This is a genomic window from Pseudomonas sp. NPDC090233 (assembly GCF_044772285.1).
GTDB lineage: Bacteria > Pseudomonadota > Gammaproteobacteria > Pseudomonadales > Pseudomonadaceae > Aquipseudomonas.
In genome coordinates this window covers 588,065-614,565 of the sequence record NZ_JBIVYQ010000002.1, presented here as the reverse complement: position 1 = coordinate 614,565, position 26,501 = coordinate 588,065, and the positions used below count along the sequence as shown (strand labels likewise).

The following is a 26,501-nucleotide window of genomic DNA, read 5'->3' as shown; positions in this document are numbered from 1 at the left end:
AATATAAAACCGGCCGTCTCCCTAAAGAGTCGGCCGGTTTTTTCGTATACCGGCACAGAGCACGGTCAGGCTTTGGCGGTTTCGCTCTGGGGCTGGACTTGGGCTTTGGAGGCGTCTGATGCTGCCAATGCCGCATCCTTGATCTCGACTGCGTGCAGGCCCTTTGGGCCTTGGACAATCTCGAATACCACCCCTTGGCCAGCCTTCAGGGTCTTGTATCCTTCCATTTTGATGGCCGAATAATGAGCGAACAGGTCATCGGATTTACCTTCCTCATTGATGAATCCGTAGCCCTTGGCATTGTTGAACCACTTGACTTTACCGCTTGCCATCCCTATGTCCCTCTGCAAAGGACTCCATCACTGGAGTATCATCCACTTCATCCGCATACGAACCTTGCGAAAAATCTGGTTGACTGCGCGGATCTTTATCGACCACGGTGGGTTCTTATTGGTTGTAACACCGTTTTGCCGATAGTCAAGGTCGCCCGGCGCGTGCGCCGGGGGCGGCCTGTGCGGTCAACCCACAACCTTAACCTGACGATCATGATGAAATTCTTTCCATGCATGCACGTAGCGAGATTCGACTAACATTCAATCAGGATCGCCCGCAATCGAATGAGGACGACGGCTCAGGTCTTGCGGTACAGGAAGCCAAGCCGATCCTGCAGGCGCCACCGATGTACAAGGTGGTTTTGTTCAACGATGACTACACGCCGATGGATTTCGTCGTCGAAGTGCTCGAAACGTTCTTCAGTTTGAACCGCGAGCTGGCGACCAAGATCATGCTGACCGTCCATACCGAGGGGCGGGCAGTGTGCGGATTGTTTACCCGTGACATCGCCGAAACAAAGGCCATGCAGGTCAACCAATACGCCAGGGAAAGCCAGCATCCGCTACTCTGTGAAATCGAGAAGGACGGTTAATCGCCGACCACTTGGGTATGAGGTGAAGCTATGTTAAACCGCGAGCTCGAAGTCACCCTCAATCTTGCCTTCAAGGAGGCACGTTCGAAGCGTCATGAGTTCATGACCGTCGAACATCTGCTGCTGGCACTCCTTGACAATGAGGCTGCTGCGACCGTTCTGCGCGCCTGTGGCGCCAATCTCGACAAACTCAAGCACGACCTGCAAGAGTTCATCGATTCCACTACACCCCTGATCCCCGTCAATGACGAAGACCGTGAAACCCAGCCTACCCTGGGCTTCCAGCGTGTGCTGCAGCGTGCCGTGTTCCACGTGCAAAGCTCCGGCAAGCGCGAAGTGACCGGCGCCAATGTGCTGGTGGCGATCTTCAGCGAACAGGAAAGCCAGGCCGTGTTCCTGCTCAAGCAGCAGAGCGTGGCCCGTATCGACGTGGTCAACTACATTGCCCACGGCATTTCCAAGGTGCCAGGCCACGGCTCGCATGCCGAGAGCGACCAGGAAATGCAGGACGAGGAAGGTGGCGAAACCTCTTCCTCGAGCAACCCGCTGGATGCTTACGCCAGCAATTTGAACGAACTGGCCCGTGCCGGGCGTATCGACCCGCTGGTCGGCCGCGAGCAGGAAGTCGAACGGGTCGCGCAGATTCTCGCCCGTCGCCGCAAGAACAATCCGCTGCTGGTCGGTGAGGCCGGCGTGGGCAAGACCGCTATCGCCGAAGGCTTGGCCAAGCGTATCGTCGACGGCCAGGTGCCCGACCTGCTGTCGCAGAGCGTGGTGTATTCCCTCGACCTTGGCGCGCTGCTGGCAGGCACCAAGTACCGTGGTGACTTCGAGAAGCGCTTCAAGGCGTTGCTCGGCGAGCTGCGCAAGCGCCCGCAGGCGATTCTGTTCATCGACGAGATCCACACCATCATTGGTGCGGGTGCCGCGTCGGGCGGGGTGATGGATGCCTCCAACCTGCTCAAGCCGCTACTCTCGTCTGGTGAGATCCGCTGCATTGGTTCGACGACCTTCCAGGAGTTTCGTGGCATCTTCGAGAAAGATCGTGCCCTGGCACGGCGTTTCCAGAAGGTCGATGTCAGCGAGCCTTCGGTCGAAGACACCGTCGGCATCCTGCGCGGCCTGAAAGGGCGCTTCGAGAGCCACCACAACATCGAGTACAGCGATGAGGCCTTGCGTGCCGCCGCCGAGCTGGCATCGCGCTACATCAACGATCGCCACATGCCGGACAAAGCCATCGATGTGATCGACGAGGCGGGTGCCTACCAGCGCCTGCAGCCTGAAGCGAACCGGGTCAAGCGCATCGATGTACCGCAGGTCGAGGATATCGTCGCCAAAATCGCGCGCATTCCGCCTAAGCACGTCACCAGCTCCGACAAGGAGTTGCTGCGTAACCTGGAACGTGACCTGAAGCTGACCGTGTTTGGTCAGGATGCGGCGATCGATTCGCTGGCGACCGCGATCAAGCTGTCCCGTGCTGGCCTCAAGTCGCCTGACAAGCCGGTCGGTTCGTTCCTGTTCGCCGGCCCTACCGGCGTCGGCAAGACCGAAGCGGCGCGGCAGCTGGCCAAGGCGCTGGGTGTCGAGCTGGTGCGCTTCGACATGTCCGAGTACATGGAGCGGCACACCGTGTCGCGCTTGATCGGTGCGCCGCCTGGCTATGTGGGTTTCGATCAGGGTGGTCTGCTGACCGAAGCCATCACCAAGCAGCCACACTGCGTGTTGCTGCTCGACGAGATTGAGAAGGCTCACCCGGAAGTCTTCAACCTGCTGCTGCAGGTGATGGATCACGGCACCCTGACCGACAACAACGGGCGCAAGGCGGACTTCCGCAACGTCATCGTGATCATGACCACCAACGCTGGCGCGGAAACCGCGGCGCGGGCTTCGATTGGCTTCACCCATCAGGACCATGCGTCCGATGCCATGGAAGTCATTCGCAAGAGCTTCACGCCGGAGTTCCGCAACCGTCTGGACACCATCATCCAGTTCGGTCGCCTGAGCCACGAAACGATCAAGAGCATCGTCGACAAGTTCCTCATCGAACTGCAGGCGCAGCTGGAAGACAAGCGTGTGCTGCTGGAAGTCAGTGATGATGCCCGCGGATGGTTGGCGGCCTCTGGCTACGATGTGCAAATGGGCGCGCGGCCGATGGCGCGGCTTATCCAGGACAAGATCAAGCGGCCGCTGGCTGAGGAGATCCTGTTTGGCGAGCTGGCCGAGCATGGCGGTGTGGTGCACATCGACCTGCGTGATGGCGAACTGGTGTTCGACTTCGAGACTACGGCCGAGGTTGCGTGACAGCGGGGCCGCTTTGTGGCCCTTCGCGGCTGAAGCCGCTCCTACAGGGTTTGCGATTGCCTGTAGGAGCGGCTTCAGCCGCGATGGCCGCGACGCGGTTATGAAGGCACAAAAAAGCCCGGCACATGGCCGGGCTTTTTCATGGCTTGAGCTTAGCGCGCACGGTAAGTGATGCGGCCCTTGCTCAGGTCGTACGGCGTCAGCTCGACGCGGACCTTGTCGCCAGTGAGAATACGGATGTAGTTCTTGCGCATCTTTCCGGAGATGTGCGCGGTTACGACGTGCCCGTTTTCCAACTCCACGCGGAACATGGTGTTGGGCAGGGTGTCGACGACAGTACCTTCCATTTCGAAGCTGTCTTCTTTCGACATGCAGTTGAGCCCTCGGTGTCCAGTGTTGGCCCGACGCATAACCGCACCGGGCAAAAAAGTGGCGTGGATTATGCCGGAAAATAGTGTGTCAAGCCAATGCTTTCAGTTGAGGGTGACCCAACGCTGGTTGATCAGCAGTTCGATCGGGCGGTACTGGGTCTTGTAGTTCATCTTCTTGCAGTTCTTGATCCAGTAGCCGAGGTACACCGCTTCAAGGTTTTGGCGCAGGGCTTCGGTGATCTGCCAGAGGATGGCAAAGCGCCCCAGGCTGCGCCGTTCTTCATCGGGCTCATAGAAGGTGTACACCGCCGACAGGCCATTAGGCAGCAAATCGCACACGGCTACTGCCAGCAGCCGGCCATCAAGACGGAATTCGTAGAACCAGCAGAACGGCAAGTCGCGCACCAGGAAGGTAGAAAACTGATCGCGGCTGGGCGGGTACATGTCGCCATCGGCGTGGCGGGTCTCGATGTAGCGCCGGTACAGGTCGAAATATTCTTCCTTGAAGGCCGGCCTCGCCGCAGACACGGTGAGGTCGGCATTGCGCTTGAGGATACGTCGCTGCTGGCGGTTGGGGATGAAGCGCGCGGCAGGGATACGCGCCGGTACGCAGGCATTGCAGTTCTGGCAATGCGGTCGGTACAGGTGGTCGCCGCTGCGTCGAAAACCCATTTCCGAGAGGTCGGCGTACACGTACACGTCCATCGGCTGGCTGGGGTCAAGGAACAGCGTGGTCGCCTGCTCGTCCGGCAGGTAGCTGCAGGAGTGGGGCTGAGTGGCATAGAACTTCAACCGCGCCAACTCTGTCATGATCGACCCCTTCGGTGAGACTTTGATTTAAGTGTAAGCCAGCTCCAGAAACTCGCCTAGTTGAGCCAGGTGGCACTGTTCGGCTGATCCAGGTAGCGATCCAGATATTCTGCGAAGTGGGCGCGGCTGATGGCGCGGGCGCCCAGGCTGTGCAGGTGATTGGTGGGCATCTGGCAGTCGATCAATACGAAGCCGGCCTCGCGCAGGTGGTTGACCAGGGTCACGAAGCCGACCTTGGAGGCATTGTCGGCGCGGCTGAACATCGATTCGCCGAAAAACAACCGACCCATGGCCAGGCCGTACAGGCCGCCGACCAGTTCGCCGTCCTGGCGAACCTCCACCGAATGGGCGATGCCGCGTTTGTGCAGTTCGCAGTAGGCATTGCGCATGGTGTCGGTGATCCAGGTGCCGTCGGCGTAGTCGCGGGGTGCGGCGCAGGCGTCGATCACGGCTGGGAAGTCGGTGTCGAAGCTGACCTGGTAGCGGCCCTGGCGCATCAGCTTGGCCAGCGAGCGCGACACGTGCAGTTCGTCCGGCAGCAGCACGGTGCGCGGGTCGGGTGACCACCAGAGGATCGGCTGGCCGTCCTGATACCAGGGGAAGCAACCATGGCGATAGGCCTGCACCAGGCGTTCGGGGCTCAGGTCACCGCCAGCGGCGAGCAGGCCGTTGGGGTCATGCAGGGCCTTTTCCAGGGGCGGGAAGGTCAGTGAGTCGCGGGTCAGCCAGGTGAGCATGGTCTATCGTGCGGTGGGGGAGGGGAGAGGCCAGCATGGCAAGGCGGGCTGGCGGGGTCAATGCTGTGCGTGGGTTTGCCGGAGAATGAGCTAGTTCAGATGAAACAATAGGCATTTTCCTACGCATTCGTGAGGCTGCAGGCACCATCTGGTACATTTGCGGTCACACCTGTGCAAAAACACAGCATAAGCCTTTGTCACAAAAGAAAATGCATGCTCAAATTGCAGCTATACGAAAGTCGCCCCCAGCCAGGCTCCATACGGCGTGCCGCAATGGCGGCCGGCGGGCAGTAATGTTAAAAGTGGTGGTTCATTGGCCGGGCGCCGGCCGATCACCACTGGACGCGCAGCACGCGCAGGAATAGACGCGTTTTGAAGAAATCCACCGCAACTCCAGCTCCTTTGCCAGTGCCTCTGTGGCGGCAGCAGCTGCATTACCGCCTCAAGGAAGGTGCGTTGATCGCTGTCGGCGCCCTGTGCCTGTACTTGTGGATGGCGCTGCTGACCTACGACACCTCGGACCCTGGCTTCAGCCACACCAGCAACGTCGACCAGGTGCAGAATGCCGCCGGGCGTGCCGGCGCGTACTTCTCCGATATCCTGTTCATGGTGCTCGGCTACTTCGCCTATATCTTCCCGCTGCTGCTGGCGATCAAGACCTGGCAGATCTTCCGTGAGCGCCATCAGCCCTGGCAGTGGAGCGGCTGGCTGTTCTCCTGGCGTCTGATCGGCCTGGTGTTCCTGGTGCTGTCGGGTGCCGCGCTGGCGCATATCCACTTCCATCCGCCGGCCAGCCTGCCGTTCTCCGCAGGCGGCGCCCTGGGCGAAAGCCTCGGCGACCTGGCGCGCAACCTGCTCAATGTGCAGGGCAGCACGCTGATGTTCATTGCCCTGTTCCTGTTCGGCCTGACCGTGTTCACCGACCTGTCGTGGTTCAAGGTGATGGACATGACCGGCAAGATCACCCTTGACCTGTTCGAACTGGTGCAGGGCGCGGCCAACCGCTGGTGGGAAGCGCGCAACGAGCGCAAACGCCTGGAGGCCCAGTTGCGTGAGGTCGACGAGCCAGTCTTCGATCTGGGCGCCAAAGCCGCCGAAAAGCGCGAACCGAGCAAGCCCCAGCTGCGCGAACGCCTGGTTGAGCGCGAAGAAGCGCCTGCCCGGCCAGCCGCCCCGCGTGAGCCTGTGGTGCCGCGTGAGGTGCTCCGCGAGCCGGTGGTAAGCCGTGAGTCATCCGCAGCGCCGGTGATCATCCCGCCAACGCCTGCCAAGGCAGTAGAGCCAAGCAAGCGGGTCATGAAGGAGAAACAGGCGCCGTTGTTCGTCGACAGCGCTGTCGAAGGCACTTTGCCATCGATTTCCATCCTCGACCCGGCCGAGGTCAAGAAGATCGAGTATTCGCCGGAATCCCTGGCGGGTGTCGGTCAGTTGCTGGAGATCAAGCTCAAGGAGTTCGGCGTCGAGGTGTCGGTGGATTCGATCCACCCAGGCCCGGTCATTACCCGCTACGAAATCCAGCCGGCCGCCGGTGTGAAGGTCAGCCGCATTGCCAACCTGGCCAAAGACCTGGCGCGTTCGCTGGCGGTGACCAGCGTGCGGGTGGTCGAGGTGATCCCCGGCAAGACCACTGTGGGTATCGAGATCCCCAACGAAAACCGGCAGATGGTGCGCTTCTCCGAAGTGCTCGCCACGCCTCAGTACGACGAGCAGAAATCGCCGGTCACTTTGGCCCTGGGCCACGACATCGGCGGCAAGCCGGTGATCACCGACCTGGCCAAGATGCCGCACTTGCTGGTAGCCGGTACCACCGGTTCCGGTAAGTCGGTGGGTGTGAACGCGATGATCCTCTCGATCCTGTTCAAGTCCGGCCCGGAAGACGCGCGGCTGATCATGATCGACCCGAAAATGCTCGAACTGTCGATCTACGAAGGCATCCCGCACCTGCTGTGCCCGGTGGTCACTGACATGAAGGACGCCGCCAACGCGCTGCGTTGGAGCGTGGCCGAGATGGAGCGGCGCTACAAGCTGATGGCGGCCATGGGCGTACGTAACCTGGCCGGTTTCAACCGCAAGATCAAGGACGCCCAGGAAGCCGGCGAGATCATTCACGATCCGCTGTACCGCCGCGAGAGCATGGACGACGAGCCGCCAGCACTGAAAACACTGCCGACTATCGTGGTGGTGGTCGATGAATTCGCCGACATGATGATGATCGTCGGCAAGAAAGTCGAAGAGCTGATCGCCCGTATCGCCCAGAAGGCGCGGGCCGCCGGCATCCACTTGATCCTCGCCACCCAGCGCCCCTCGGTGGACGTGATCACCGGCCTGATCAAGGCCAACATTCCGACCCGCATGGCGTTCCAGGTATCGAGCAAGATCGACTCGCGGACCATCATCGACCAGGGCGGCGCCGAGCAGCTGCTCGGTCACGGCGACATGCTGTACATGCCACCGGGCACCAGCCTGCCGATCCGTGTGCACGGTGCGTTCGTCTCCGACGATGAAGTGCACCGGGTGGTGGAGGCGTGGAAGCTGCGCGGTGCGCCGGACTACAACGACGACATTCTCAATGGCGTCGAGGAGGCTGGCAGCGGCTTCGAGGGTGGCGGCGGAGGCGGCGGTGACGAAGATTCGGAAAGCGACGCGCTGTATGATGAGGCGGTGCAGTTCGTCCTCGAAAGCCGTCGTGCATCGATCTCGGCCGTGCAGCGCAAGCTCAAGATCGGCTATAACCGTGCCGCCCGCATGATCGAGGCGATGGAGATGGCCGGTGTGGTCACCCCGATGAACAGCAACGGGTCGCGGGAAGTGATTGCCCCAGGCGGCCCGCGCGACTGAAGAACACCTTGCCGGGTGCCAACGGTGGCCCCCGGCTTCTTAAACGCTCAATGAGGATTAACATGCGCGCGATTCGCATGCTGTTGGTTTCTGCCCTGACGCTGGGTTCCGTGTCGGTTTATGCTGGTGAGCAGGACGTGCAGCGCCTGACTCAGTTGCTGGAAAAGTCGCAAACCATCGAGGCCAATTTCTCTCAACTGACGTTGGGCGCCGACGGCACCAGCCTGCAGGAAACGTCTGGCAAGATGACCGTCAAGCGCCCGGGCCTGTTCTACTGGCACACCAATGCGCCGCAGGAGCAGGTCGTGGTATCGGATGGCAAGATGGTCACCCTGTGGGACCCGGACCTGGAACAAGCCACGGTCAAGAAGCTTGACGTGCGCCTGAACCAGACCCCAGCGTTGCTGCTGTCTGGCGATGTGTCGAAGATCAGCCAGAGCTTCGACATCAGCTCCAAGGAGCAGGGCGAAGTGATGGATTTTACTCTCAAGCCGAAGACCAAGGACACCCTGTTCGACTCGCTGCGTGTGTCGTTCCGCAAGGGCTTGATCAATGACATGCAGCTGATCGACAGCGTCGGCCAGCGCACCAACATCCTGTTCAATGGCGTCAAGGCCAACCAGGCGGTGCCGGACAGCACGTTCAAGTTCGACATCCCCAAAGGCGCGGACGTCATCAAGGAGTAAGCAGAGCTCACCATGGACCTGTTTCGAAGCGAACCCGTTGCCCAGCCCCTGGCCGCTCGCCTGCGCCCGTCCAACCTGGACGAGTACGTTGGCCAGGAGCACCTGCTGGCGCGCGGCAAGCCGCTGCGTGAGGCGCTGGAGCAGGGTGCGCTGCACTCGATGATCTTCTGGGGGCCGCCGGGCGTGGGCAAGACCACCCTCGCGCGGCTGTTGGCGCAGTTCTGCGATGCGCACTTCGAAACGGTTTCAGCGGTGCTGGCTGGGGTCAAGGAGATCCGCCAGGCCGTCGAGGTCGCCAAACAGCAGGCCGGCCAGTATGGGCGGCGCACCATTCTGTTCGTCGACGAGGTGCACCGCTTCAACAAGTCCCAGCAGGATGCGTTTCTGCCTTACGTGGAAGATGGCACGCTGCTGTTCATTGGTGCCACTACCGAAAACCCGTCTTTCGAGCTGAACAACGCATTGCTGTCGCGTGCGCGCGTCTATGTGCTCAAGAGCCTCGACGAGCCTGCACTGCGCAAGTTGGTCAACCGCGCCTTGACCGAAGAGCGCGGCTTGGGCAAACGCAACCTGAGCGTCGGTGACGATGCCTTCAAGATGCTCATGGCCGCCGCCGATGGCGATGGCCGACGCATGCTCAACTTCCTCGAAAATGCCTCTGACCTGGCTGAAGATGGCAGTGAAATCGACGTCGAAATGCTGCAAAGCCTGCTCGGTGACAGCCGCCGGCGTTTCGACAAGGGTGGCGAGGCGTTCTACGACCAGATTTCCGCCCTGCACAAGTCAGTCCGCGGCTCCAACCCTGACGCCGCGCTGTACTGGTTCGCACGCATGCTCGATGGCGGCTGCGACCCGCTGTACATCGCCCGTCGCGTAGTGCGCATGGCCAGTGAAGATATCGGCAATGCCGACCCGCGCGCCTTGAGCCTGTGCCTGGCGGCGTGGGACGTGCAGGAACGCCTCGGCAGCCCCGAAGGCGAACTGGCGGTGGCCCAGGCCATCACCTACATTGCCTGCGCACCGAAAAGTAACGCTGTGTACATGGGCTTCAAGACTGCCCTGCGCGAAGCCGCCGAGCATGGCTCGCTGGAAGTGCCGCTGCACCTGCGCAACGCACCGACCAAGCTGATGAAACAGCTGGGCTATGGTGACGAATACCGTTATGCCCATGATGAACCCGATGCCTACGCCGCGGGCGAAGACTATTTCCCCGACCAGCTCGAACCACGCCAATATTACCAGCCAGTGCCGCGCGGGCTGGAGCTGAAGATCGGCGAAAAACTGCGTCACCTGGCCGACCTTGACCGTAACAGCCCCCGCCAGCGGAGAAAACCGTGATTGCACTCATTACCGCCGTCAGTGCGGGCGGTATTGTCGGTACCTTGTTGCGCTTCGCCACCGCGAACTGGGTCACGGCCCACTGGCCCCGGCACTTCTACCTCGGTACGCTGGCGGTCAACCTGGTCGGCTGCCTGCTGATCGGCCTGCTCTACGGCCTGTTTCTGCACAAGCCACTGGCGCCGGTCGAACTGCGCGCCGGCCTGATCGTCGGCTTTCTTGGCGGGCTGACGACGTTTTCCTCCTTTTCGCTCGATACCGTGCGCCTGATGGAAAGTGGGCAAGTGCCCCTGGCCGTGGGCTATACCGGTATTAGCGTGATGGGCGGGCTATTGGCCACGTGGGCCGGCCTGTCCCTGACCCGACTCTGAACCAACCTACACACATAACGAGAGAACGACATGCTCGATTCCAAACTGTTACGCGGCCAACTTCAGGAAGTGGCTGACCGCCTCGCCTCCCGTGGCTTCAGCCTGGATGTCGCGCGCATCGAATCGCTGGAAGAGCGCCGCAAGGCGGTACAGACTCGCACCGAGCAACTGCAGGCCGAACGCAACGCCCGCTCCAAGTCGATCGGCCAGGCCAAGGCCAAGGGCGAAGATATCGCGCCGCTGATGGCCGACGTCGAGCGCATGGCCGGGGAGCTGGCCGCTGGCAAGGTCGAGCTGGACGAGATCCAGGCTGAACTGGACGGTATCGTCCTGACCATTCCCAACCTGCCGGATGCCAGCGTTCCGGTCGGTGCCAGCGAAGACGACAACGTCGAAGTGCGCCGTTGGGGTACGCCGAAAGCGTTCGATTTCGAGATCAAAGACCACGTCGCCCTGGGCGAAGTCAGCGGTGGCCTGGACTTCGAGGCCGCAGCCAAGTTGTCCGGTGCCCGTTTCGCCGTGCTGCGTGGCCCGATTGCCCGTCTGCATCGCGCCCTGGCGCAGTTCATGATCAACCTGCACACCGGCGAGCACGGTTACGAAGAGCACTACACGCCGTACCTGGTACAGGCTCCGGCGTTGCAGGGTACCGGTCAGCTGCCGAAATTCGAGGAAGATCTCTTCAAGATCACCCGCGAAGGCGAAGCCGACTTCTACCTGATCCCGACCGCCGAAGTGTCGTTGACCAACCTGGTGGCCGGCGAAATCATCGACGCCAAGCAGCTGCCGCTCAAGCTGGTTGCCCACACGCCATGCTTCCGCAGTGAGGCAGGCGCTTCGGGTCGTGATACCCGTGGCATGATCCGTCAGCACCAGTTCGACAAGGTCGAGATGGTCCAGGTGGTTGAGCCATCGAAGTCCATGGAAGCCCTGGAAGGCTTGACCGCCAACGCCGAGCGCGTTCTGCAGTTGCTGGAATTGCCTTATCGCGTGCTGGCCCTATGCACCGGCGACATGGGCTTCGGCGCCGTGAAGACCTACGACCTGGAAGTGTGGGTGCCGAGCCAGGACAAATACCGCGAGATCAGCTCCTGCTCCAACTGCGGTGACTTCCAGGCGCGTCGCATGCAGGCCCGCTGGCGCAACCCGGAAACCGGCAAACCAGAGCTGGTGCACACCCTCAACGGTTCCGGCCTGGCCGTGGGCCGCACCCTGGTGGCCGTGCTGGAGAACTACCAGCAGGCCGACGGTTCGATCCGCGTGCCGGACGTGCTGAAGCCGTACATGGGCGGCGTCGAGGTCATCCGCTAAATGGATTACCTGCCGCTGTTCCACAAGCTGCAGGGCGGCCGGGTGCTGGTCGTCGGCGGCGGTGAGATCGCCTTGCGCAAGGCGCGCCTGCTGGCCGATGCCGGCGCCGCGCTGCGGGTGGTGGCGCCGGATGTCGACGGCCAGCTGGCTGCGCTGGCCCGTGAAGGTGGCGGTGAAGTGCTGGTGCGCGGCTATCAGGCGGCCGATCTGCTTGGCTGCCGCCTGGTGATTGCGGCCACCGATGACCCTGAGCTCAATGCCCAGGTGTCGGCCGATGCGCAGGCGCGCAGCCTGCCGGTCAATGTGGTGGATGCTCCTGCCTTGTGCACGGTGATCTTCCCGGCGATCGTCGACCGTTCCCCCTTGGTGGTGGCCGTGTCCAGTGGCGGCGACGCGCCGGTGCTGGCGCGCCTGATTCGCGCCAAGCTGGAAGCCTGGATTCCGTCCACGTATGGTGAGTTGGCCGGCCTGGCAGCGAAATTCCGTCACAAGGTCAAGGCGTTGTACCCGGACGTCAATCAGCGTCGTGGCTTCTGGGAAACCGTGTTCCAAGGCCCAATCGCCGAGCGCCAGCTGGCCGGGCAGGGTGCCGAGGCCGAGCGGCTGTTGCAGGCGATGGTCGACGGTGCCCCGGTCCAGCAGGGCGGCGAGGTGTATCTGGTTGGGGCGGGGCCGGGCGATCCGGACTTGCTGACCTTCCGCGCCTTGCGCCTGATGCAGCAGGCTGACGTGGTGCTGTACGACCGCCTGGTAGCACCAGCGATCATCGAGATGTGCCGCCGTGATGCCGAGCGCATCTACGTAGGCAAGCGCCGTGCTGATCATGCAGTGCCGCAGGATCAGATCAACCGCCTGCTGGTCGACCTCGCTCGTCAGGGCAAGCGGGTATTGCGCCTGAAGGGCGGTGACCCGTTCATCTTCGGCCGGGGTGGCGAAGAGATCGAAGAGCTGGCCGAGCAGGGCATCCCGTTCCAGGTGGTGCCTGGCATTACCGCCGCCAGTGGCTGCTCCGCCTACGGCGGCATTCCGCTGACCCACCGCGACTATGCCCAGTCGGTGCGTTTCGTTACCGGCCACCTCAAGGACGGTACCAGCAACCTGCCGTGGGATGACTTGGTGGCACCGGCCCAGACCCTGGTGTTCTACATGGGCCTGGTGGGGTTGCCGACCATCTGCGCCGAGCTGATTCGCCATGGCCGAGCGGCGACTACCCCGGCGGCGTTGGTGCAGCAGGGTACTACCCGCAATCAGCGGGTGTTCACCGGCACATTGGCGGACCTGCCGGCCCTGGTGGCCCAGCATGAAGTGCATGCGCCGACCCTGGTGATTGTCGGAGAAGTGGTGCAGTTGCGCGAGAAGCTGGCCTGGTTCGAAGGCTCGCAGCAAGACTGAATTGAACAGGGCCGCTTAGCGGCCCTGTTCATGTTCAGCTCCAGATCCCTTTGCCCGCCAACCGCTCCCGATCATGCGGCAGGCTGAAGTCCTGCAGCGGCCCTTTGGGCACGATACCGGTCGGGTTGATGGTTTTGTGGCTCATGTAATAGTGCTTCTGGATGTGCTCCATGTTCACGGTCTGCGCCACGCCCGGCCACTGGTACAGTTCGCGCAGCCAGTTGGACAGGTTGGGGTAGTCGCTCAGGCGGCGCAGGTTGCACTTGAAGTGGCCGTGATACACGGCGTCGAAGCGCACCAACGTGGTGAACAGGCGCACATCGGCCTCGGTCAAGTACTCGCCCGCCAGATAGCGGTTGCGGCTCAGCAGGTCTTCCAGGTAATCGAGCTCGTTGAACACGTCGTCGAACGCAGCCTCGTAGGCTTCCTGAGTGGTGGCGAAGCCTGCGCGGTATACGCCGTTATTCACGGCCGGGTAGATGCGGGCGTTGAGTGCCTCGATGGTTGGGCGCAGCGGCTCGGGGTACAAGTCCAATGCATCACCCGTCAGCTCATCGAACGCGCTGTTGAAGATGCGGATGATCTCTGACGATTCATTGTTGACGATGCGCTTCTCTTTCTTGTCCCACAACACGGGCACGGTCACGCGGCCGGTGTAGTGCGGGTCGTCCTGGGTGTAGCGCTGGTGCATGAATTCGAGGGCGTCGAGGTGGTCGCCGGTGGAGCCCTGCTGCTGGTCGAAAGTCCAGCCGTTTTCCTGCATCAGCCAGCTCACCACCGATACGTCGATCAGCGGCTCCAGGCCTTTGAGGGCGCGGACGATCAAAGTGCGGTGTGCCCAAGGGCAGGCCAACGACACATACAGGTGGTAGCGACCGGCTTCAGGGGCGGGCAGCTGATTGCGGCGTTGGGCGTTCTCGCGCTTGAAGGCGCCATCCTTGCCGTTTTCGTACCACTGGTCATGCCAGCGGCCGTCGATCAAAAGGCCCATAGTGAGCTCCTCGGAACAAAGTTGTTTGTCGTTGGAGCTCAGTCTAGGGAAAAGCGTTCGAATAAATAGCGCAAAGACTGCGGGGTAATAATCTACTTATTCGATTGGTTACGAGCGCCCCAGTAGGTGCGGGCGGTCGCGAATGCCTGATCGCGCTCTTGCCCCAAGCCCCGCAGTGCCAGGGCCATGGTCGCGACCACGGCCATCTCACCGTAGCTGTCTTCAGCTTCACCACGCCAAACCGACAACAGTTGCTCGGGCTGCAAGCTCGCAGGCTTCACATGTCGCCTTTCGCTCAAAGCCGGCCATTCCTCGTCCCAGGCTTCACCGGCGCTGGTGCCATACAGGTGGCTGATCACATCCGGGTTGACTTCGATTTCGCCGCCATCGCCCTTGATCACCACTGCATGGTCGCCGAGCAGACGGCTGGCTTCGCGGTGCACGGCCTGGTAGCCAGGGTGAAAGATGCTTTGCAGGCCGCAACGTGCGCTCAGAGGGTTGAGCACGCGGGCCAACGAGTGGATCGGCGAGCGCAGGCCGAGGGTGTTGCGCAGGTCGATCATCCGCTGCAGTTGCGGTGCCCAGTCCTGCAGTGGGAAGAACGCCAGACGCTCGTGATCCAGGGCCTGCTCGACGGCATCCCAGTTGCGGCACAGTGGAATCTCCAGCAGCGCCAGCAGTTGTTCGGTGTACAGGCGTCCTGCGGTGTGGGCGCCGCCGCCGTGCAGCAGGATGCGCACGCCGTTGTTTGCCAGGCACTTCGCGGCTAGCAAGTACCAGGGCAGATGGCGCTTCTTGCCGGCGTAGCTCGGCCAGTCCAGGTCGACGGCGATATGCGGGGCTTGCAGATGGGCACGCAGGGCTTCGGTGAAACCGGCCAATTCCTCGGCGCTCTCTTCCTTGTGGCGCAGCAGCATGAGGAAGGCACCCAGCTGGGTGTCTTCGACCTTGCCTTCCAGCAGCAGCGTCATGGCTGCGCGGGCTTCTTCGCGGGTCAGGCCGCGGGCACCGCGCTTGCCTTTGCCAAGGATGCGCACGAATTCGGCGAACGGGTGTTCGGCCGGGGTTTCCAGGGTCAGCGGGCGAGCGTCGGTCATATGCAATTGGTCGGTTTGGGCAGGCCCGCCAGCTTGGCGGCAAGTTTGGCGGGGGTGCCGTTGAACAGGCGGTTCAGGTGCGGGCTGTTGCCCTTTTCCGGACCCAGTTTGAGCGCGGTGTACTTGATCAGCGGGCGCGTGGCCGGGGACAGTTGGTACTCCTCGTAGAACTGGCGCAGCAGTTCGAGGATCTCCCAGTGGTCGGCGGTCAGCGGGATGCTTTCGCGCTCGGCCAGCGCTTCGGCGACGGCGTGGGACCAGTCTTGCAGGTCGACCAGAAAACCGTCTTTATCCAGGGCGATCGCCTGGTTGTCTACCGTAAGGGTGGTCATAGCCAGCTGTTGACCTTGTCGTAGTGCAGCGACAACGTGACGAACGCCTGATAGTCCACGGCCTTGGCCAGTTCGCTGGTGATGGCGCGTGCCTGCAGGTCTTCGTCGAGCGCGAACAGGCGCTGCTCCAGCCCGGCCGATTGCAATAGGCGCTGCGTCTCGCTGCCGTCGCGCAGGGCATATACCGCATCGCCGCACAGGAGCAAGGCATCTTCGCTGCCGAGCAGGCGCAGGCAGCTGTTCAGGCGGTCGTCGCCAAAGGGGGAGTGGGATATCACATGCAAGGTTGGCATCAGAGGGTCACCACCTGGTCAAAACGAGCAATTAGTGCCTTGAGTGCGGCATCGTCCAGCACGTCTACCGGCAATTCCAGCGTGTCTGCAGCGAGCCCTCGGATAGACAGGCTGTGCTGGCAGACGAACAGTTCCTCGACACCGAACATCGGCAGGGCCTGCAGGTTGGCGGCAAGGTTCTTTTGCTGCACGGCAGCAGGTTGCTGGCCTGGCGCAAGCTGGAATACGCCGTCATCGAGAAACAGCATGCCCAATGGCAGGTCGAAGGCGCCGCCAGCCAGGGCGATGTCCAGCGCCTCGCGGGCCGATGGGCCGTTCCAGGGCGCCTGGCGGCTGATAATCAACAGAGATTTGGCCATTCAATCGCCTCCAAAGCAGACCAGGCGGTCGGCCAGCTGTGCCGCTTCATGCAGTTGGCCCAGGCCAGACAGCTCCCACGGCTTGGGCAGGTTTACCGCTGGGCGCTGGTAGCGATTGGCTTCGGCTTCGTCGAGCACGCCGCGGCGCAGGGCAGCGGCGATGCAGACCACGGCGTCGAGTTGGTGGCTCTCGATAAAGGCGCGCCACTGGGCGGCGATATCCTGTTCATCCTGGGGCGCGACCACGTTGGCCGAGGCGCTGTGAACACCGTCCTGATAGAAGAACAGCCGGGCAATCTCATGCCCGTCGGCCAGTGCCGCCTCGGCGAAGCGCAGGGCGCGCCGCGAGGAGGGCGCATGGGCCGGGGAAAAAACCGCGAGTGCGAATTTCATGGACAACTCGTGCAAAGGAATGCGGCCATGATAAAGCAAAAAGCCCGCGCGGGTGGGCGCGGGCTTATTGGTCGGGGCAGGGCCGTCAGGCGTGTTCCTTGCTCTCCGGCAGGAACCAGTTCAGCACCAGAGCGCAGATGCCGCCGGTGGCAACACCGGACTCCAGCACATTGCGAATGGCCGCCGGCATGTGGGCGAGGAACTCCGGCACCTGGGCTACACCCAGGCCCAGTGCGAGCGACACCGCAATGATCAGCAGCGCACGCCGATCCAGGCGGGTGCTGGCCAGAATGTTGATGCCCGAGGCGGCGACCGCACCGAACATGACCATGGCCGCACCCCCCAGTACCGGCTCAGGCACCGCCTGAATCACGCCAGCAACGCTCGGGAAAAGGCCCAGGACCACCAGCATTACGGCAATCCAGATACCGATATGGCGGCTGGCGATGCCGGTCAGCTGAATCACACCGTTGTTCTGGGCGAAGATCGAGCTTGGGAAGGTATTGAACAGACCGGCCAGCAGCGAGTTGGCGCCATTGACCAGGACGCCGCCCTTGATCCGCTGCATCCACACCGGCCCTTCGACCGGCTGGCGCGAGACCTTGCTGGTGGCGGTGACATCGCCGATGGCTTCCAGCGAGGTAACCAGATAGATCACCAGCATCGGGATGAACAGCGCCCAGGAGAAGCCAAGGCCGAAGTGCAGTGGTGTCGGGATTTGGAACAGCGCGGCTTCATGCATGCCGGTAAAGTCCAGGCGGCCGAGGTAACCCGCCAGGGCGTAACCCACCGCCAGGGCGATGACGATAGCGCAACTGCGCATCCACACTACCGGGATGCGGTTGAGGATCACGATGATTGCCAGCACCACGCCCGACAGCAGCAGGTTCTCGCCATTGGCGAAGGTGCCATTGGCCATCGCGCCGAAGCCGCCGCCCATGCTGATCAGGCCGACCTTGATCAAGGTCAGGCCAATCATCAGCACCACGATGCCGGTTACTAGCGGCGTAATCAGACGTTTGACGAACGGCAGGATGCGCGACACGCCCATCTCGACGAACGAGCCGGCGATCACTACGCCGAAGATCGCTGCCATCACGCTTTCAACCGGCGTGCCCTGCTTGACCATCAACGCGCCACCGGCAATCAGCGGCCCCACGAAGTTGAAACTGGTGCCCTGCACGATCAGCAATCCCGCGCCAAACGGCCCGAACCGTTTGCACTGCACGAAGGTGGCAATGCCCGAGATGACCAGCGACATCGACACGATCAGGTTGGTGTCCCGCGCCGAAACGCCCAGCGCCTGGCAGATCAGCAAACCTGGGGTGACGATAGGCACGATGATCGCCAGCAAGTGCTGCAGCGCCGCCAGTAGGCCGATCAGCAGCCGTGGCTTGTCCTCAAGGCCAAGCACCAGTTCGTTGGCAGGCGCATCCGCGCCCGGGCTGTGTTCGTGTGAGCTCATCGGTGAAGCTGCCCCGGAAGAAAAAGGAGCGCATTCTACGGGGTGGAGCGCAAGAGGGGTAGTGGCAAGCACGATACCCGCACGATCGCGGGTTTATCGCTGAATAAGCTGACTTTTAAGTCAGCCTGCAGGCACAAAAAAGCCCGCCGAAGCGGGCTTTCGTGGTGCAGGCAACCAATCAGGATCAGTCGTCGCGACCCATGATGCCGAAAAGCTGCAGCAGGCTGATGAACAGGTTGTAGATCGATACATACAGGCTGATCGTCGCCATGATGTAGTTACGCTCACCACCGTGAATGATCGCGCTGGTCTGGAACAGGATGCAGACCGACGAGAACAGCACGAAACCAGCGCTGATCGCCAGTTGCAGGCCGCTGATCTGGAAGAAGAAGCTGGCCACGACCGCACCCAGCAGAACAAAGAAGCCGGCGGTGATGAAGCCGCTGAGGAAGCTCATGTCCTTGCGCGAGATGAGTACGTAGGCCGACAAGCCACCAAACACCAGGGCAGTCATGGCGAAGGCCGAGCTGACGACTTCGGCGCCGCCGCTCATGCCCAGGTAACGGTTGAGGATCGGGCCAAGAATGAAGCCCATGAAGCCGGTGAGGGCGAAAGTGGACACCAGACCCCAAACCGAATCACGCAGTTTGGCGGTGAGGAAGAACAGGCCGTAGAAGCCAATCAGCACGACGAACACGTTCGGGTAGCCGACACGCATCTGCTGCGCTACGAAAGCCATGACACCACTGAAGGCGAGGGTGAGTGCCAGCAGGCTGTAGGTATTGCGCAGGACTTTGCTGACCTCGCGCTGCTCGACCTGCTGGCCGTTATGTACGGCGTAATCCTGTTCGCGCATGGCGACACTCCTTGGTAAACCTGTGGTTTTGGAACGTTCAGATGCTAGGAGTCTATCAGAGCTCCTGCAACCGGCGACATAGAGAGTTTGACAGCGTGTTTCATTACGGTATTATGGCGGCCGCAAAACGAGCTGGAAGCGTGGCCGAGTGGTTTAAGGCAACGGTCTTGAAAACCGTCGATGGGCAACTATCCTAGAGTTCGAATCTCTACGCTTCCGCCATACAAGTGCTTGATTTCATTGATGTTCGCCACCGCTTGACCCGCAGATGGGAGCGTTTTGGGAACACTTTGGGAATGACAGGCAGAAGAAAGGGGCCCTTGCGGCCCCTTTTTTTGTGCGTTCAGGCCAACCTGAGCGCCTGGTTTAACAAACCCACCACATCCAGGCCGTCCTCGCTGATCCACTCGCGTGGTGCTTGAAGATCATCGCCGTCGACGTGTGCCCCATCTGATCTGCGATCCACTCTGGTATGGCGGCAGCGCCAGGGTATTCTCTTGAGATCGCGCCCGAAGCCTGCTCCTTCGCGGTTCAGTTGCATCATTCGGTACACTGTCCCTGAGTGCGCTACAAGGTAGACTCACACACACCTGTCGGATTGTTTGTGGTGCTCCGTACGTAGCGGGTCAGCGCCTGCAGCAACTGAGCGAAGCGGTGAGCCATTATTCCCTCCTCTGAAGGTCGTAACAAAGTACTGCTGATCTCCAGCTGTATTGTCGGAACATTTCTATCGGAAGCAAATCGAGCAATTGTTTGGTTTTTCTCTGCGGCGAAGTAGTTGTCTGAAATGTTGAAGATGCCTTCTTGACGTAGGTGTTCGATCAAGGAAGTCTGGAGCCGCTGATTACCTAGCAGCGCCTTACCGTTCATCGTGCCAACATCAACGTCATAGGGTCTGAAATCATGGCTGCCGTGAATATCCAGTACGAGCACCGGTTTGAGGGTTTTGATCAGATCAGCGAGTTTTTCCTTGAAGGGGTTGTTGTCGTAGAAGTTTGGATCGGATGTCGTAAGGTACTGGTTATAAATAACGGTTGTGCAGGCGAGCCTGTTTAGCATTACTGCAAGGGCAGCAGCACCCGCACCGTCAGAGAAACGATACGTACCCTCACGGAAAGGCTTGGTGACGTGAGGTGCGGTGACGATGATATTGGTTTTATTCTTGCTCTGGAGAATGACCAGCGGCGACTCACCCTGAGGCGTCTCTTCATCTTCTTGGGAAGTGATTTTTTTTCCAAATCGATGGCCTGATGCACCATCGCTGGTTCAATAATTGCTCGTTGTATTGATGTGCCGTGCTGCGATTCACTCAAGCCAAATGCACTCGCCGCTGAGCCCAATGACGAGATGGCGATCATTGTGATACATGCGAATTTCATACAGCCTCCTTGCAAATAATGCTGACATCAGTGATTGGCGTGTCGCCATAAATGATGAGCAAGTGCGGCGAAAGGCGAAACTGGTAAAAATGTCAGGTCGGACTGTGCATCCTATACTTGTGACTGGACGAGGAGGCGCTTCGCAAGATGAGTACTGAGCCAACTATCGAGCGGGTAGCACAATTTTGCGGTCAGGGAATGCAACATATGGGCTGTATGTTGTCTGGCTCCATGCAAATCCAAGCGAGTTAAGAAATATTCTTCCGATCCACGGCATGCAAGTCAGCGTCGGTGGGTCATCCACCGACAGTTCGGCGCGGGTAGTGATAGGCAGCGAAGCCCGCACGCGTCAGACCTGACATTTTTGCCAGTAGGCATGTCACGCCAACCCCTTTAGGGTCATAGCGAACGAGGAGCAGAGCTGAGCTGCTTCAAGTGGACGGCTCAGTAACTCCTGACACCGACATGGAAGTGGCGGACATGAGCCGATGGGGTTTGTGCGTGCTGCTCTTGGCGTCGACAGCCTTGAGCGGCGTCGAAGCACGAGGGTCGCTACGAATTGATAGCTTGGCGCCCAAGGGACACGGATACGTGCACGATGTGTATCAGCAATGCATGCAGGTGCAGGGCATGGGTGAGTCTCTGCCGACCGTGGTTGTCAACGGGAGCGACCTTCCTGAATATCGCGTCGAGCGACACGCTCGTAGCTTGTGTTTCAGCTTGAGAAAGGGCAGCCCCAGTGGTCCGATCTGGGTACGGCAGGCGGGTCATACCAGCAACTCGGTTTGGTTTACCACGCAGCGAAGTTTGGTACGTGCATCGGCCGAAGGACATCATGTGAAGATTGCGGATCGTGTTGTGACAGCTGTTGACCTGGTCAGTTTGATCCTGCCTGAAGACAGTGATGGGCTTGAGCAGGCGAGGCGTATTGCTCGTCATTACGACCTAGAAGTCGTCGGTGCGATCCCTGCCTTGAACGTCTTTCAGTTTCGCCTGCAAGCAAGGTCATTGGCGCAGCGTAATGAAATCGTGAGCAGATTGCGGACTGACAGCGCCGTCATGGGTGTCGTGGTGGAGGACGATAACCTGCAGGCACCGGAAGATCCCGAGCGAGAGATCGAACCTCCTGACCATGAAGGGTGGGTCGCCAACAACTTTCAACCGGCGATGGATATTTATGAGCAGCACTTCAGCGGCCGCAGTCATAAGTCCGACATTGTCAGGGTTAGGGTGATCGAGAAGGGAGTGAATTTTGACTCGACCGACTTTTCGATGCTTGCACGACCCTGTGACGGTGTCGGGGCCTGCCTCTACGCTCGCCACAGCCTCGCTCCTAATGCGCATGGTTCAGTCGTGTCGGGCATCCTCGCCGCGCGTCTCTATCGGAGCGGCAATCTGGCACTGCTCAGCCGTTTGGGGGCGGCAGGCGGGCGCTTTGACATCATTGTCGATCGTGGCGCCGCTGCTGGGGTTACGGCGCGTATCGCCGCCTCAGTGAACCTGGTGGAAGATGGAGTACGAGTGCTCAATTGGAGCTGGGGCGTACATCGGATGGGTACGCTGAATCTCAAAGGCGAACCTATTGATGTGAATGTGCGTTCGGCCTTGGCCATGGACGGTTATGCGCTATTGCTTGAACGTTTTTTCTTTGGTTGGAACGCCGGCATCCGAATGTTCTAGTCGTCAACTCAGCCGGAAACACCGCTTCAACTACAGACGACCACCTTCCGGCATCGTTGGTGTTTGATCAACTGTTAGTGGTCGGTGGACATCAACGTAGTCAACGCCAGGTGGACGTGGCTGACCCACGCTTTGCAACGCCACGGAGCAGTTCGAATGTGGGGGCCCGGATCGACATCAGCGCGGCCGCGTGTCCGAATCCACCTCGTTCTACCCTGTCGCGGACCGGCCGTGGTGGTGGCTGTGGCACCTCGTATGCGGCGGCGCTGGTGACCAGCGTGGTGGCGGCGATGGTTTCCATAAACCCAGGTCTCACGCCGAAGCAGATCAAAAGTCTGTTGCGCCAGAGCGCACTGCCGATGGCTGCTGAAGTTGATCGTGCAGGATCGACTGGCCCCATTAAGGTCAGGGGGCGGCCAGAGGCTGGCGCTTCCATGGTGCAGTTCGCCCGGATGGACATGCTTCAGGCTTTTAAGCTTGCAATCAAGAGTCGAGGTAAGCCGCTCTTCGTTGAAGGTCGCCGTGGGGATGCATCCGATTAGCATGGAAGGTGTAAGGAGCAGAACACCGAGTTTCTGGTCCATCAGGCTGGTCGCCGTGGCAGATGGGTGAGCCTGTCAATGCACTCAACCAGTTCATCAAGCGTCCAGGGCTTGGACAGAAACGACGCGTTAGCGGGCAGCGTCTCAAGCGGCACGACGGCATCGCCTGAAGTGAGCAACATGGGCACCTCGGGCCAAGTGCGCCAGATCTCCCGGGCCAGCCCCAGTCCATCCATCTCCCCAGGCATATGAATATCCGTGAAGACCAGCGAGACATTTACCCCTGCGCTCATCAGCGCCAACGCCTCGTCAGCATTTGCGCATCTCAGAACCTGATCGGCGTACAGTGACGAGAGGCTCTCGGCGGTCAGCGCGCCGAGCAACTCATCATCTTCAACTACCAGAATATTTCGGGCCATAGGGGAATACTCACGTCTCATACCGATTAGGGTCTCACGCGTTTTTCTTGGTTGCCGCCGGGCGATGAGTGGTACTGCACGCGCTTGCGCTCAATAGCGGCTATGGTTTCAGGGCCGTGAGCGAAACGGCGTCGGTAGAACAGAGGAAACAGCGCATTTCTTTTCGGCATCTGAATGGAGAGCGTATGCAACAGTTACCGCCGGACGAAACCATCCGGGCCGCCCTGAGAAAGTCTCACGCTCGGCTTCATCGACAGCATGAGCTGGTTGTAGAATTTGGCGTGCTGTCATTGAAGGTCGATGATCTGGATACGCTGCTCACGCAAGCGTGCACCGTCGTGGCCGAAGGTATGCAAACGCGTTTTTCCAAGGTGCTCCAGCCACTGCCCGACAGCGATGACTATGTGCTCTCGCACGGTGTAGGGTGGGCCAAGTCGGACATCGGGCATGCCACCGTTGGCGCTGACATTGCCAGCCCTGCTGGCTTTGCGTTGGCGACCAATCGGCCTGTACTGTCCAACCACCTGGGTTTGGAGGAGCGCTTTCGCACCCCCGAACTGTTGAAAAGATACGGGATCGAGCGTGCCATCAACGTACCGATTCGCGGCCCGTTGGGGCCATTTGGCGTGCTTGAAGCCGACAGTAGCAATGGCGATGATTTCGTCGAAAGCGATCTGGTCTTTTTGGAAGGCATTTCCAATGTCATCTCCATGGCGGTCGAGCGCATTGCCGCCGGTGTCGAGGCGCCTCACCCTGATCCCTATTCAGAAAGCTTCCTGAATGCCAGCCCCGACTGCGTGAAGATCCTGTCACCCGGTGGCGAGATTGAGTTCATGAATGAAAAGGGCATTGAGCTCATGCACCTGGCCGCCTTGCATGAGGTCAAAGGGCAGCGCTGGACCGAGTTTTGGCCCGAGGAGTCCAAACCTCTGGTTATAGAGGCCCTAAGCAAGGTGACTGTCGGTGAAACGGCCAGGTTTGAGGCCTATTTCCCTACCGCACCCGATGAACCTAAATGGTGGGATGTGACAGTCGCGCCGATTCTTGGCGCAGACGGCAAGCTCGAACGTGTCATGGCCGTATCCAGGGACATTACCGAGCGGCATCAATACGAAGCGCAACTGCTATCGCTGATCGAAGCGCAGAACTCCCGGCAGAGCAGAAGCGACCTGCACCTGGAAGAAATCCATCATCGGGTCAAGAACAGCCTTCATCTCGTGAACACATTGTTGCTCCTGCAGGCGAATCTTACTTCGGATAAGGCGGTGAAACTGCAGTTGGAGACTGCCGCAGGCCGGGTTGTGACCATTGCCAGCGTGCATGAGCGGCTCTACCACACCGACGACGATAAGAATGTGCAGGCCGCCGATTATTTGAACGCATTGCTAAGCGACTTGGGCAAAGCTCTGGCTGAGCGAAAAATTGTCCTGGAGACTGACGATTTTGTGCTTCCCCCTGAGCGGATGGCGCCCTTGGGGTTAGTGATTTCTGAACTCATCACCAATGCGTTGAAATATGGCAAAGGCACTGTTGAAGTTCTAGTGAATCATGCAGGGGACCATGTGCTGCTGACAGTGAAGGACGAGGGCGATGGCTTCCCCGACACTTATCCAAAACCCACAGGTACCGGCCTTGGCATGCGTTTGGTGAAAAGTTACTCGGGCTATGGAAGCGCAGCGGTGTCCATTGATCGACTGGAAGGAAAAAGCTGTATCCATGTTCGCTTCAAGCTTTGAGCTTTGATGTTCGAATCATCGTCGCGTCAGGTCAATATTGCGTCGGATTCAGTGGTGTTGTACGGGTTGTTGATGGGGTAGGTTCAGGCTACGCCGATCCGAACCTTATATAACAAGGAGAGCCATTCATGGCCCGTGTAGTTTCACTTTACCGTTATCCCATAAAAGGCTTTCGAGGTGAAACACTCGATCAGGTGACTCTGCGCAAGGGAGAGGGTGTACCGGGTGATCGAATCATTGGTATTACCAGAGGTGTTGCCACTGCAGGCAGCGCGCCCTTTCATCAATTGACCACCAACGCGGACCTTGTCCACTACTGGCCTGAAAGGCACGCTGACATGTTGGGGTTGGTGGAGGCGACGTCGGGCGAAAAGGTAAACCTGTTCGACGACCCGCTTCTTCTAAGGCAGGCCTTTGGCGAGCAGGCGAAAATCATCCATCGAGAGGACCGGCTTGGGCATTGGGACTTCGATGACTCGATGCTATCGATCATCAATGTGGCCACGGTGGCTGCCCTTTCTGATCGGCTCGGCGTCCCGGTCGACCCGATGCGCTTTCGCGGCAATATTTACATCGAAGCTGAACCTTTCGTCGAGTTCAGCTGGCTGGGGCAGGGTGTGCAGCTGGGTGGCGCGTGTCTGTCGATCATCCGGCCGATCAAGCGCTGCAGTGCCACGTCGGTGAACCCGCAGACCGGCGAGCGTGATATCAACACACCCGCTCAATTGAACCGGCATTTCGGCCACATCTATTGCGGCGTCTACGCCCATGTTGAAGCGGGCGGACAAGTCCGACCACACGATCCGATTTACTTGAACGGGCAGTATTATCCTGCACGTCTGGCCATTGCGGTGGGGGTACCCAAGGCGCCACCGGTAGCTAACTGGCCGCGACCGGCGCGTATCGTCGAGGTCATAGAGGAGGCGCCAGGTATCCGCTCGTTGTGGCTGCAGGACCCCTTGGCCCATGTAGGCTCGCTGGGCTCCATCAAGCCTGGGCAGCACATCGCGGTGCATGGGTTGACTGAGGACGGTGACTGGCGCCGCTATACCGTCTCCGGACAACAGGGCGATCGGCTGCGCATTACCGTGAAGCGCGACACGGGCGTCGGCTCACGGTCGTTGCATGAGCAGTTCGTTGGACAACTCATCCAGATCACAGGCCCTTTTGGCCCGGACACGGTAGATACCAGCAGCCCTGCCATTTTCATGCTCAGTGCAGGTATTGGCATTACCCCGACAATCACCAAACTGCAGGCGCTGGTGGACGCCGGTTATGACAAGCCGGTGCGCGTCATTCACACGATCAGGGGCGGGCAAGAACTGGCGTTGTGGGATGAGGTGAAACACCTTGCGGCCCGCCTGTCTTGCTGTATGTCCGCACTGCACGTCACGGGCGTGGGACAGCCTGTTCGCGATGCTTTGCCCGGCCGCCCCGATCTTGCCGCGCTGATACTCGAAGCCGCTCAACTGTCGGCAGACATCCATCTGTGCGGCCCCGAGACATTCCAGTCCGGCGTGCTGGCGATGGCGACTGAAGCGGGCATCGCGGCGCGCCTGCACATGGACAGTTTCGTCACGCCTGACAGCGCTGTGGAGATGCGTCCAATTCCAGACAGTGGCCCCTTCGCGGTGACCTTCAAGCGATCGGGCATCACTGTCCAGTGGCAGCCACAGGAGGGGCCGCTGCTCCAGTTTGCGGAGGCCAAAGGCTTGGTGATGGCCGCCCACTGTCGCGCCGGCCTGTGCCAGACCTGTGAGTGCCGGGTGCTTGAAGGGGAGGTGCTGTCTTTGTCCGAAGCGGGCCGTGCACGGGCGGAGCATGCCTTGTTGTGCTGCATGGTGCCGGCTAGTGATGTTGTGCTGGATTGTTGAGAAGC

Annotated in this window: 27 protein-coding genes and 1 tRNA gene; 13 read left to right on the top strand and 15 right to left on the bottom strand. The window is 60.4% G+C overall.

The genetic code is table 11. The features are described 5' to 3' along the window. Positions 1 to 65: 65 nt before the first annotated feature. Complete coding sequence (cspD, locus tag ACIQUF_RS07290) at positions 66 to 332, bottom strand: cold shock domain-containing protein CspD (protein WP_403129907.1); 267 nt, start codon at positions 330 to 332, stop codon at positions 66 to 68. 230 nt (positions 333 to 562) lie between these two features. Between cspD and clpS the strand changes: the two genes are divergently transcribed. Then, positions 563 to 925 (top strand): ATP-dependent Clp protease adapter ClpS, encoded by a 363-nt coding sequence (gene clpS / locus ACIQUF_RS07285; protein WP_012315251.1) that lies wholly within the window; start codon positions 563 to 565, stop codon positions 923 to 925. A gap of 30 nt (positions 926 to 955) precedes the next feature. Continuing rightward, positions 956 to 3,226 (top strand): ATP-dependent Clp protease ATP-binding subunit ClpA, encoded by a 2,271-nt coding sequence (clpA, locus tag ACIQUF_RS07280; RefSeq protein WP_400794318.1) that lies wholly within the window; start codon positions 956 to 958, stop codon positions 3,224 to 3,226. 152 nt (positions 3,227 to 3,378) lie between these two features. On the opposite strand, the gene infA is transcribed toward clpA, so the two are convergent. The 3 genes from infA to aat all read right to left on the bottom strand — a co-directional run bounded on the left by infA (position 3,379) and on the right by aat (position 5,144). After that, positions 3,379 to 3,597, bottom strand: a complete 219-nt coding sequence (gene infA, locus ACIQUF_RS07275; protein WP_002553999.1) for a translation initiation factor IF-1 — start codon at positions 3,595 to 3,597, stop codon at positions 3,379 to 3,381. 102 nt (positions 3,598 to 3,699) lie between these two features. Beyond that, entirely contained in the window at positions 3,700 to 4,407 is a 708-nt protein-coding gene (locus tag ACIQUF_RS07270; protein ID WP_403129904.1) for an arginyltransferase, read from the bottom strand. Positions 4,408 to 4,463: 56 nt separating this feature from the next. Beyond that, a complete protein-coding gene (gene aat, locus ACIQUF_RS07265) occupies positions 4,464 to 5,144 on the bottom strand; it encodes a leucyl/phenylalanyl-tRNA--protein transferase (protein ID WP_403129901.1) in 681 nt (226 codons plus the stop codon). Between the two features lie 312 nt (positions 5,145 to 5,456). On the opposite strand from aat, the gene ACIQUF_RS07260 reads away from it, so the two are divergent. The 6 genes from ACIQUF_RS07260 (at position 5,457) to cysG (ending at position 13,080) form a co-directional block, all read left to right on the top strand. Beyond that, complete coding sequence (locus ACIQUF_RS07260; RefSeq protein ID WP_403130317.1) at positions 5,457 to 7,982, top strand: DNA translocase FtsK; 2,526 nt, start codon at positions 5,457 to 5,459, stop codon at positions 7,980 to 7,982. Positions 7,983 to 8,044: 62 nt separating this feature from the next. Then, on the top strand, positions 8,045 to 8,668 hold the full coding sequence (gene lolA / locus ACIQUF_RS07255) for an outer membrane lipoprotein chaperone LolA (protein WP_403129899.1): 624 nt from the start codon (positions 8,045 to 8,047) through the stop codon (positions 8,666 to 8,668). A 12-nt stretch (positions 8,669 to 8,680) separates the two neighbouring features. Continuing rightward, on the top strand, positions 8,681 to 10,006 hold the full coding sequence (locus ACIQUF_RS07250) for a replication-associated recombination protein A (protein WP_403129896.1): 1,326 nt from the start codon (positions 8,681 to 8,683) through the stop codon (positions 10,004 to 10,006). Next, positions 10,003 to 10,377, top strand: a complete 375-nt coding sequence (gene crcB / locus ACIQUF_RS07245; RefSeq protein WP_403129893.1) for a fluoride efflux transporter CrcB — start codon at positions 10,003 to 10,005, stop codon at positions 10,375 to 10,377. The genes ACIQUF_RS07250 and crcB overlap by 4 nt, the downstream gene beginning before the upstream one ends. A gap of 30 nt (positions 10,378 to 10,407) precedes the next feature. Beyond that, positions 10,408 to 11,688, top strand: coding sequence for a serine--tRNA ligase (serS, locus tag ACIQUF_RS07240; protein ID WP_403129890.1), 1,281 nt, complete (start codon positions 10,408 to 10,410; stop codon positions 11,686 to 11,688). Continuing rightward, on the top strand, positions 11,689 to 13,080 hold the full coding sequence (gene cysG / locus ACIQUF_RS07235) for a siroheme synthase CysG (protein WP_403129887.1): 1,392 nt from the start codon (positions 11,689 to 11,691) through the stop codon (positions 13,078 to 13,080). A 34-nt stretch (positions 13,081 to 13,114) separates the two neighbouring features. Here the strand turns inward: cysG and ACIQUF_RS07230 are convergent, their stop codons facing one another. From ACIQUF_RS07230 to ACIQUF_RS07195, 8 genes are all read right to left on the bottom strand, one after another. Beyond that, the gene (locus ACIQUF_RS07230) at positions 13,115 to 14,071 is read right to left on the bottom strand and encodes a glutathione S-transferase family protein (RefSeq protein ID WP_403129885.1); all 957 of its coding nucleotides are present in this window, start codon (positions 14,069 to 14,071) and stop codon (positions 13,115 to 13,117) included. Between the two features lie 92 nt (positions 14,072 to 14,163). After that, positions 14,164 to 15,168, bottom strand: a complete 1,005-nt coding sequence (locus ACIQUF_RS07225; RefSeq protein WP_403129883.1) for a glycosyl transferase family protein — start codon at positions 15,166 to 15,168, stop codon at positions 14,164 to 14,166. Then, positions 15,165 to 15,500: a TusE/DsrC/DsvC family sulfur relay protein gene (locus ACIQUF_RS07220; protein ID WP_403129881.1), complete on the bottom strand. Its 336-nt coding sequence runs from the start codon at positions 15,498 to 15,500 to the stop codon at positions 15,165 to 15,167. Before ACIQUF_RS07220 ends, ACIQUF_RS07225 begins: the two co-directional genes overlap by 4 nt. After that, positions 15,497 to 15,793 (bottom strand): sulfurtransferase complex subunit TusB, encoded by a 297-nt coding sequence (tusB, locus tag ACIQUF_RS07215; RefSeq protein ID WP_403129878.1) that lies wholly within the window; start codon positions 15,791 to 15,793, stop codon positions 15,497 to 15,499. Before tusB ends, ACIQUF_RS07220 begins: the two co-directional genes overlap by 4 nt. Continuing rightward, entirely contained in the window at positions 15,793 to 16,152 is a 360-nt protein-coding gene (gene tusC, locus ACIQUF_RS07210) for a sulfurtransferase complex subunit TusC (RefSeq protein ID WP_403129876.1), read from the bottom strand. Before tusC ends, tusB begins: the two co-directional genes overlap by 1 nt. Next, positions 16,153 to 16,545, bottom strand: coding sequence for a sulfurtransferase complex subunit TusD (gene tusD, locus ACIQUF_RS07205; RefSeq protein WP_403129873.1), 393 nt, complete (start codon positions 16,543 to 16,545; stop codon positions 16,153 to 16,155). It abuts the gene before it with no gap. 85 nt (positions 16,546 to 16,630) lie between these two features. After that, positions 16,631 to 18,010, bottom strand: coding sequence for a nucleobase:cation symporter-2 family protein (locus tag ACIQUF_RS07200; RefSeq protein ID WP_403129871.1), 1,380 nt, complete (start codon positions 18,008 to 18,010; stop codon positions 16,631 to 16,633). 184 nt (positions 18,011 to 18,194) lie between these two features. Further along, the gene (locus ACIQUF_RS07195; RefSeq protein WP_176513620.1) at positions 18,195 to 18,866 is read right to left on the bottom strand and encodes a Bax inhibitor-1/YccA family protein; all 672 of its coding nucleotides are present in this window, start codon (positions 18,864 to 18,866) and stop codon (positions 18,195 to 18,197) included. A 134-nt stretch (positions 18,867 to 19,000) separates the two neighbouring features. On the opposite strand from ACIQUF_RS07195, the gene ACIQUF_RS07190 reads away from it, so the two are divergent. Then, positions 19,001 to 19,088 (top strand) — tRNA-Ser (locus tag ACIQUF_RS07190). Positions 19,089 to 19,433: 345 nt separating this feature from the next. Here ACIQUF_RS07190 and ACIQUF_RS07185 read toward each other — a convergent pair. Next, a complete protein-coding gene (locus ACIQUF_RS07185; RefSeq protein ID WP_403129869.1) occupies positions 19,434 to 19,925 on the bottom strand; it encodes a hypothetical protein in 492 nt (163 codons plus the stop codon). Further along, positions 19,925 to 20,245, bottom strand: coding sequence for a hypothetical protein (locus ACIQUF_RS07180; protein ID WP_403129867.1), 321 nt, complete (start codon positions 20,243 to 20,245; stop codon positions 19,925 to 19,927). Before ACIQUF_RS07180 ends, ACIQUF_RS07185 begins: the two co-directional genes overlap by 1 nt. 465 nt (positions 20,246 to 20,710) lie before the next feature. Between ACIQUF_RS07180 and ACIQUF_RS07175 the strand changes: the two genes are divergently transcribed. Both ACIQUF_RS07175 and ACIQUF_RS07170 read left to right on the top strand, forming a co-directional pair. Continuing rightward, positions 20,711 to 21,925 carry a S8/S53 family peptidase gene (locus tag ACIQUF_RS07175; protein WP_403129864.1) on the top strand — a complete coding sequence of 405 codons (1,215 nt, stop codon included), beginning with the start codon at positions 20,711 to 20,713 and terminating at the stop codon, positions 21,923 to 21,925. After that, positions 21,898 to 22,467, top strand: coding sequence for a S8/S53 family peptidase (locus ACIQUF_RS07170; protein WP_403129862.1), 570 nt, complete (start codon positions 21,898 to 21,900; stop codon positions 22,465 to 22,467). The genes ACIQUF_RS07175 and ACIQUF_RS07170 overlap by 28 nt, the downstream gene beginning before the upstream one ends. Before the next feature lie 41 nt (positions 22,468 to 22,508). Here the strand turns inward: ACIQUF_RS07170 and ACIQUF_RS07165 are convergent, their stop codons facing one another. Next, entirely contained in the window at positions 22,509 to 22,886 is a 378-nt protein-coding gene (locus ACIQUF_RS07165) for a response regulator (RefSeq protein WP_403129857.1), read from the bottom strand. Between the two features lie 185 nt (positions 22,887 to 23,071). Between ACIQUF_RS07165 and ACIQUF_RS07160 the strand changes: the two genes are divergently transcribed. Beyond that, positions 23,072 to 24,622 (top strand): sensor histidine kinase, encoded by a 1,551-nt coding sequence (locus ACIQUF_RS07160; RefSeq protein WP_403129853.1) that lies wholly within the window; start codon positions 23,072 to 23,074, stop codon positions 24,620 to 24,622. 128 nt (positions 24,623 to 24,750) lie between these two features. Next, entirely contained in the window at positions 24,751 to 26,496 is a 1,746-nt protein-coding gene (locus ACIQUF_RS07155; RefSeq protein WP_403129850.1) for an MOSC domain-containing protein, read from the top strand. Positions 26,497 to 26,501 lie beyond the last annotated feature (5 nt).

Excerpts from the sequence above, each read along its gene's own strand:
- ACIQUF_RS07160 (WP_403129853.1), top strand. The coding sequence starts at position 23,072 with ATGCAACAGTTACCGCCGGACGAAACCATCCGGGCCGCCCTGAGAAAG.
- clpA (WP_400794318.1), top strand. The coding sequence starts at position 956 with ATGTTAAACCGCGAGCTCGAAGTCACCCTCAATCTTGCCTTCAAGGAG.
- tusC (WP_403129876.1), bottom strand. The coding sequence starts at position 16,152 with ATGGCCAAATCTCTGTTGATTATCAGCCGCCAGGCGCCCTGGAACGGC.
- ACIQUF_RS07225 (WP_403129883.1), bottom strand. The coding sequence starts at position 15,168 with ATGACCGACGCTCGCCCGCTGACCCTGGAAACCCCGGCCGAACACCCG.
- ACIQUF_RS07165 (WP_403129857.1), bottom strand. The coding sequence starts at position 22,886 with ATGGCCCGAAATATTCTGGTAGTTGAAGATGATGAGTTGCTCGGCGCG.
- ACIQUF_RS07230 (WP_403129885.1), bottom strand. The coding sequence starts at position 14,071 with ATGGGCCTTTTGATCGACGGCCGCTGGCATGACCAGTGGTACGAAAAC.
- aat (WP_403129901.1), bottom strand. The coding sequence starts at position 5,144 with ATGCTCACCTGGCTGACCCGCGACTCACTGACCTTCCCGCCCCTGGAA.
- tusB (WP_403129878.1), bottom strand. The coding sequence starts at position 15,793 with ATGCCAACCTTGCATGTGATATCCCACTCCCCCTTTGGCGACGACCGC.
- cspD (WP_403129907.1), bottom strand. The coding sequence starts at position 332 with ATGGCAAGCGGTAAAGTCAAGTGGTTCAACAATGCCAAGGGCTACGGA.
- clpS (WP_012315251.1), top strand. The coding sequence starts at position 563 with ATGCATGCACGTAGCGAGATTCGACTAACATTCAATCAGGATCGCCCG.
- cysG (WP_403129887.1), top strand. The coding sequence starts at position 11,689 with ATGGATTACCTGCCGCTGTTCCACAAGCTGCAGGGCGGCCGGGTGCTG.
- ACIQUF_RS07270 (WP_403129904.1), bottom strand. The coding sequence starts at position 4,407 with ATGACAGAGTTGGCGCGGTTGAAGTTCTATGCCACTCAGCCCCACTCC.
- ACIQUF_RS07175 (WP_403129864.1), top strand. The coding sequence starts at position 20,711 with ATGGAAGTGGCGGACATGAGCCGATGGGGTTTGTGCGTGCTGCTCTTG.
- ACIQUF_RS07195 (WP_176513620.1), bottom strand. The coding sequence starts at position 18,866 with ATGCGCGAACAGGATTACGCCGTACATAACGGCCAGCAGGTCGAGCAG.
- ACIQUF_RS07250 (WP_403129896.1), top strand. The coding sequence starts at position 8,681 with ATGGACCTGTTTCGAAGCGAACCCGTTGCCCAGCCCCTGGCCGCTCGC.
- ACIQUF_RS07155 (WP_403129850.1), top strand. The coding sequence starts at position 24,751 with ATGGCCCGTGTAGTTTCACTTTACCGTTATCCCATAAAAGGCTTTCGA.
- lolA (WP_403129899.1), top strand. The coding sequence starts at position 8,045 with ATGCGCGCGATTCGCATGCTGTTGGTTTCTGCCCTGACGCTGGGTTCC.
- ACIQUF_RS07220 (WP_403129881.1), bottom strand. The coding sequence starts at position 15,500 with ATGACCACCCTTACGGTAGACAACCAGGCGATCGCCCTGGATAAAGAC.
- infA (WP_002553999.1), bottom strand. The coding sequence starts at position 3,597 with ATGTCGAAAGAAGACAGCTTCGAAATGGAAGGTACTGTCGTCGACACC.
- ACIQUF_RS07185 (WP_403129869.1), bottom strand. The coding sequence starts at position 19,925 with ATGCTAAACAGGCTCGCCTGCACAACCGTTATTTATAACCAGTACCTT.
- tusD (WP_403129873.1), bottom strand. The coding sequence starts at position 16,545 with ATGAAATTCGCACTCGCGGTTTTTTCCCCGGCCCATGCGCCCTCCTCG.
- ACIQUF_RS07200 (WP_403129871.1), bottom strand. The coding sequence starts at position 18,010 with ATGAGCTCACACGAACACAGCCCGGGCGCGGATGCGCCTGCCAACGAA.
- ACIQUF_RS07180 (WP_403129867.1), bottom strand. The coding sequence starts at position 20,245 with ATGAAATTCGCATGTATCACAATGATCGCCATCTCGTCATTGGGCTCA.
- serS (WP_403129890.1), top strand. The coding sequence starts at position 10,408 with ATGCTCGATTCCAAACTGTTACGCGGCCAACTTCAGGAAGTGGCTGAC.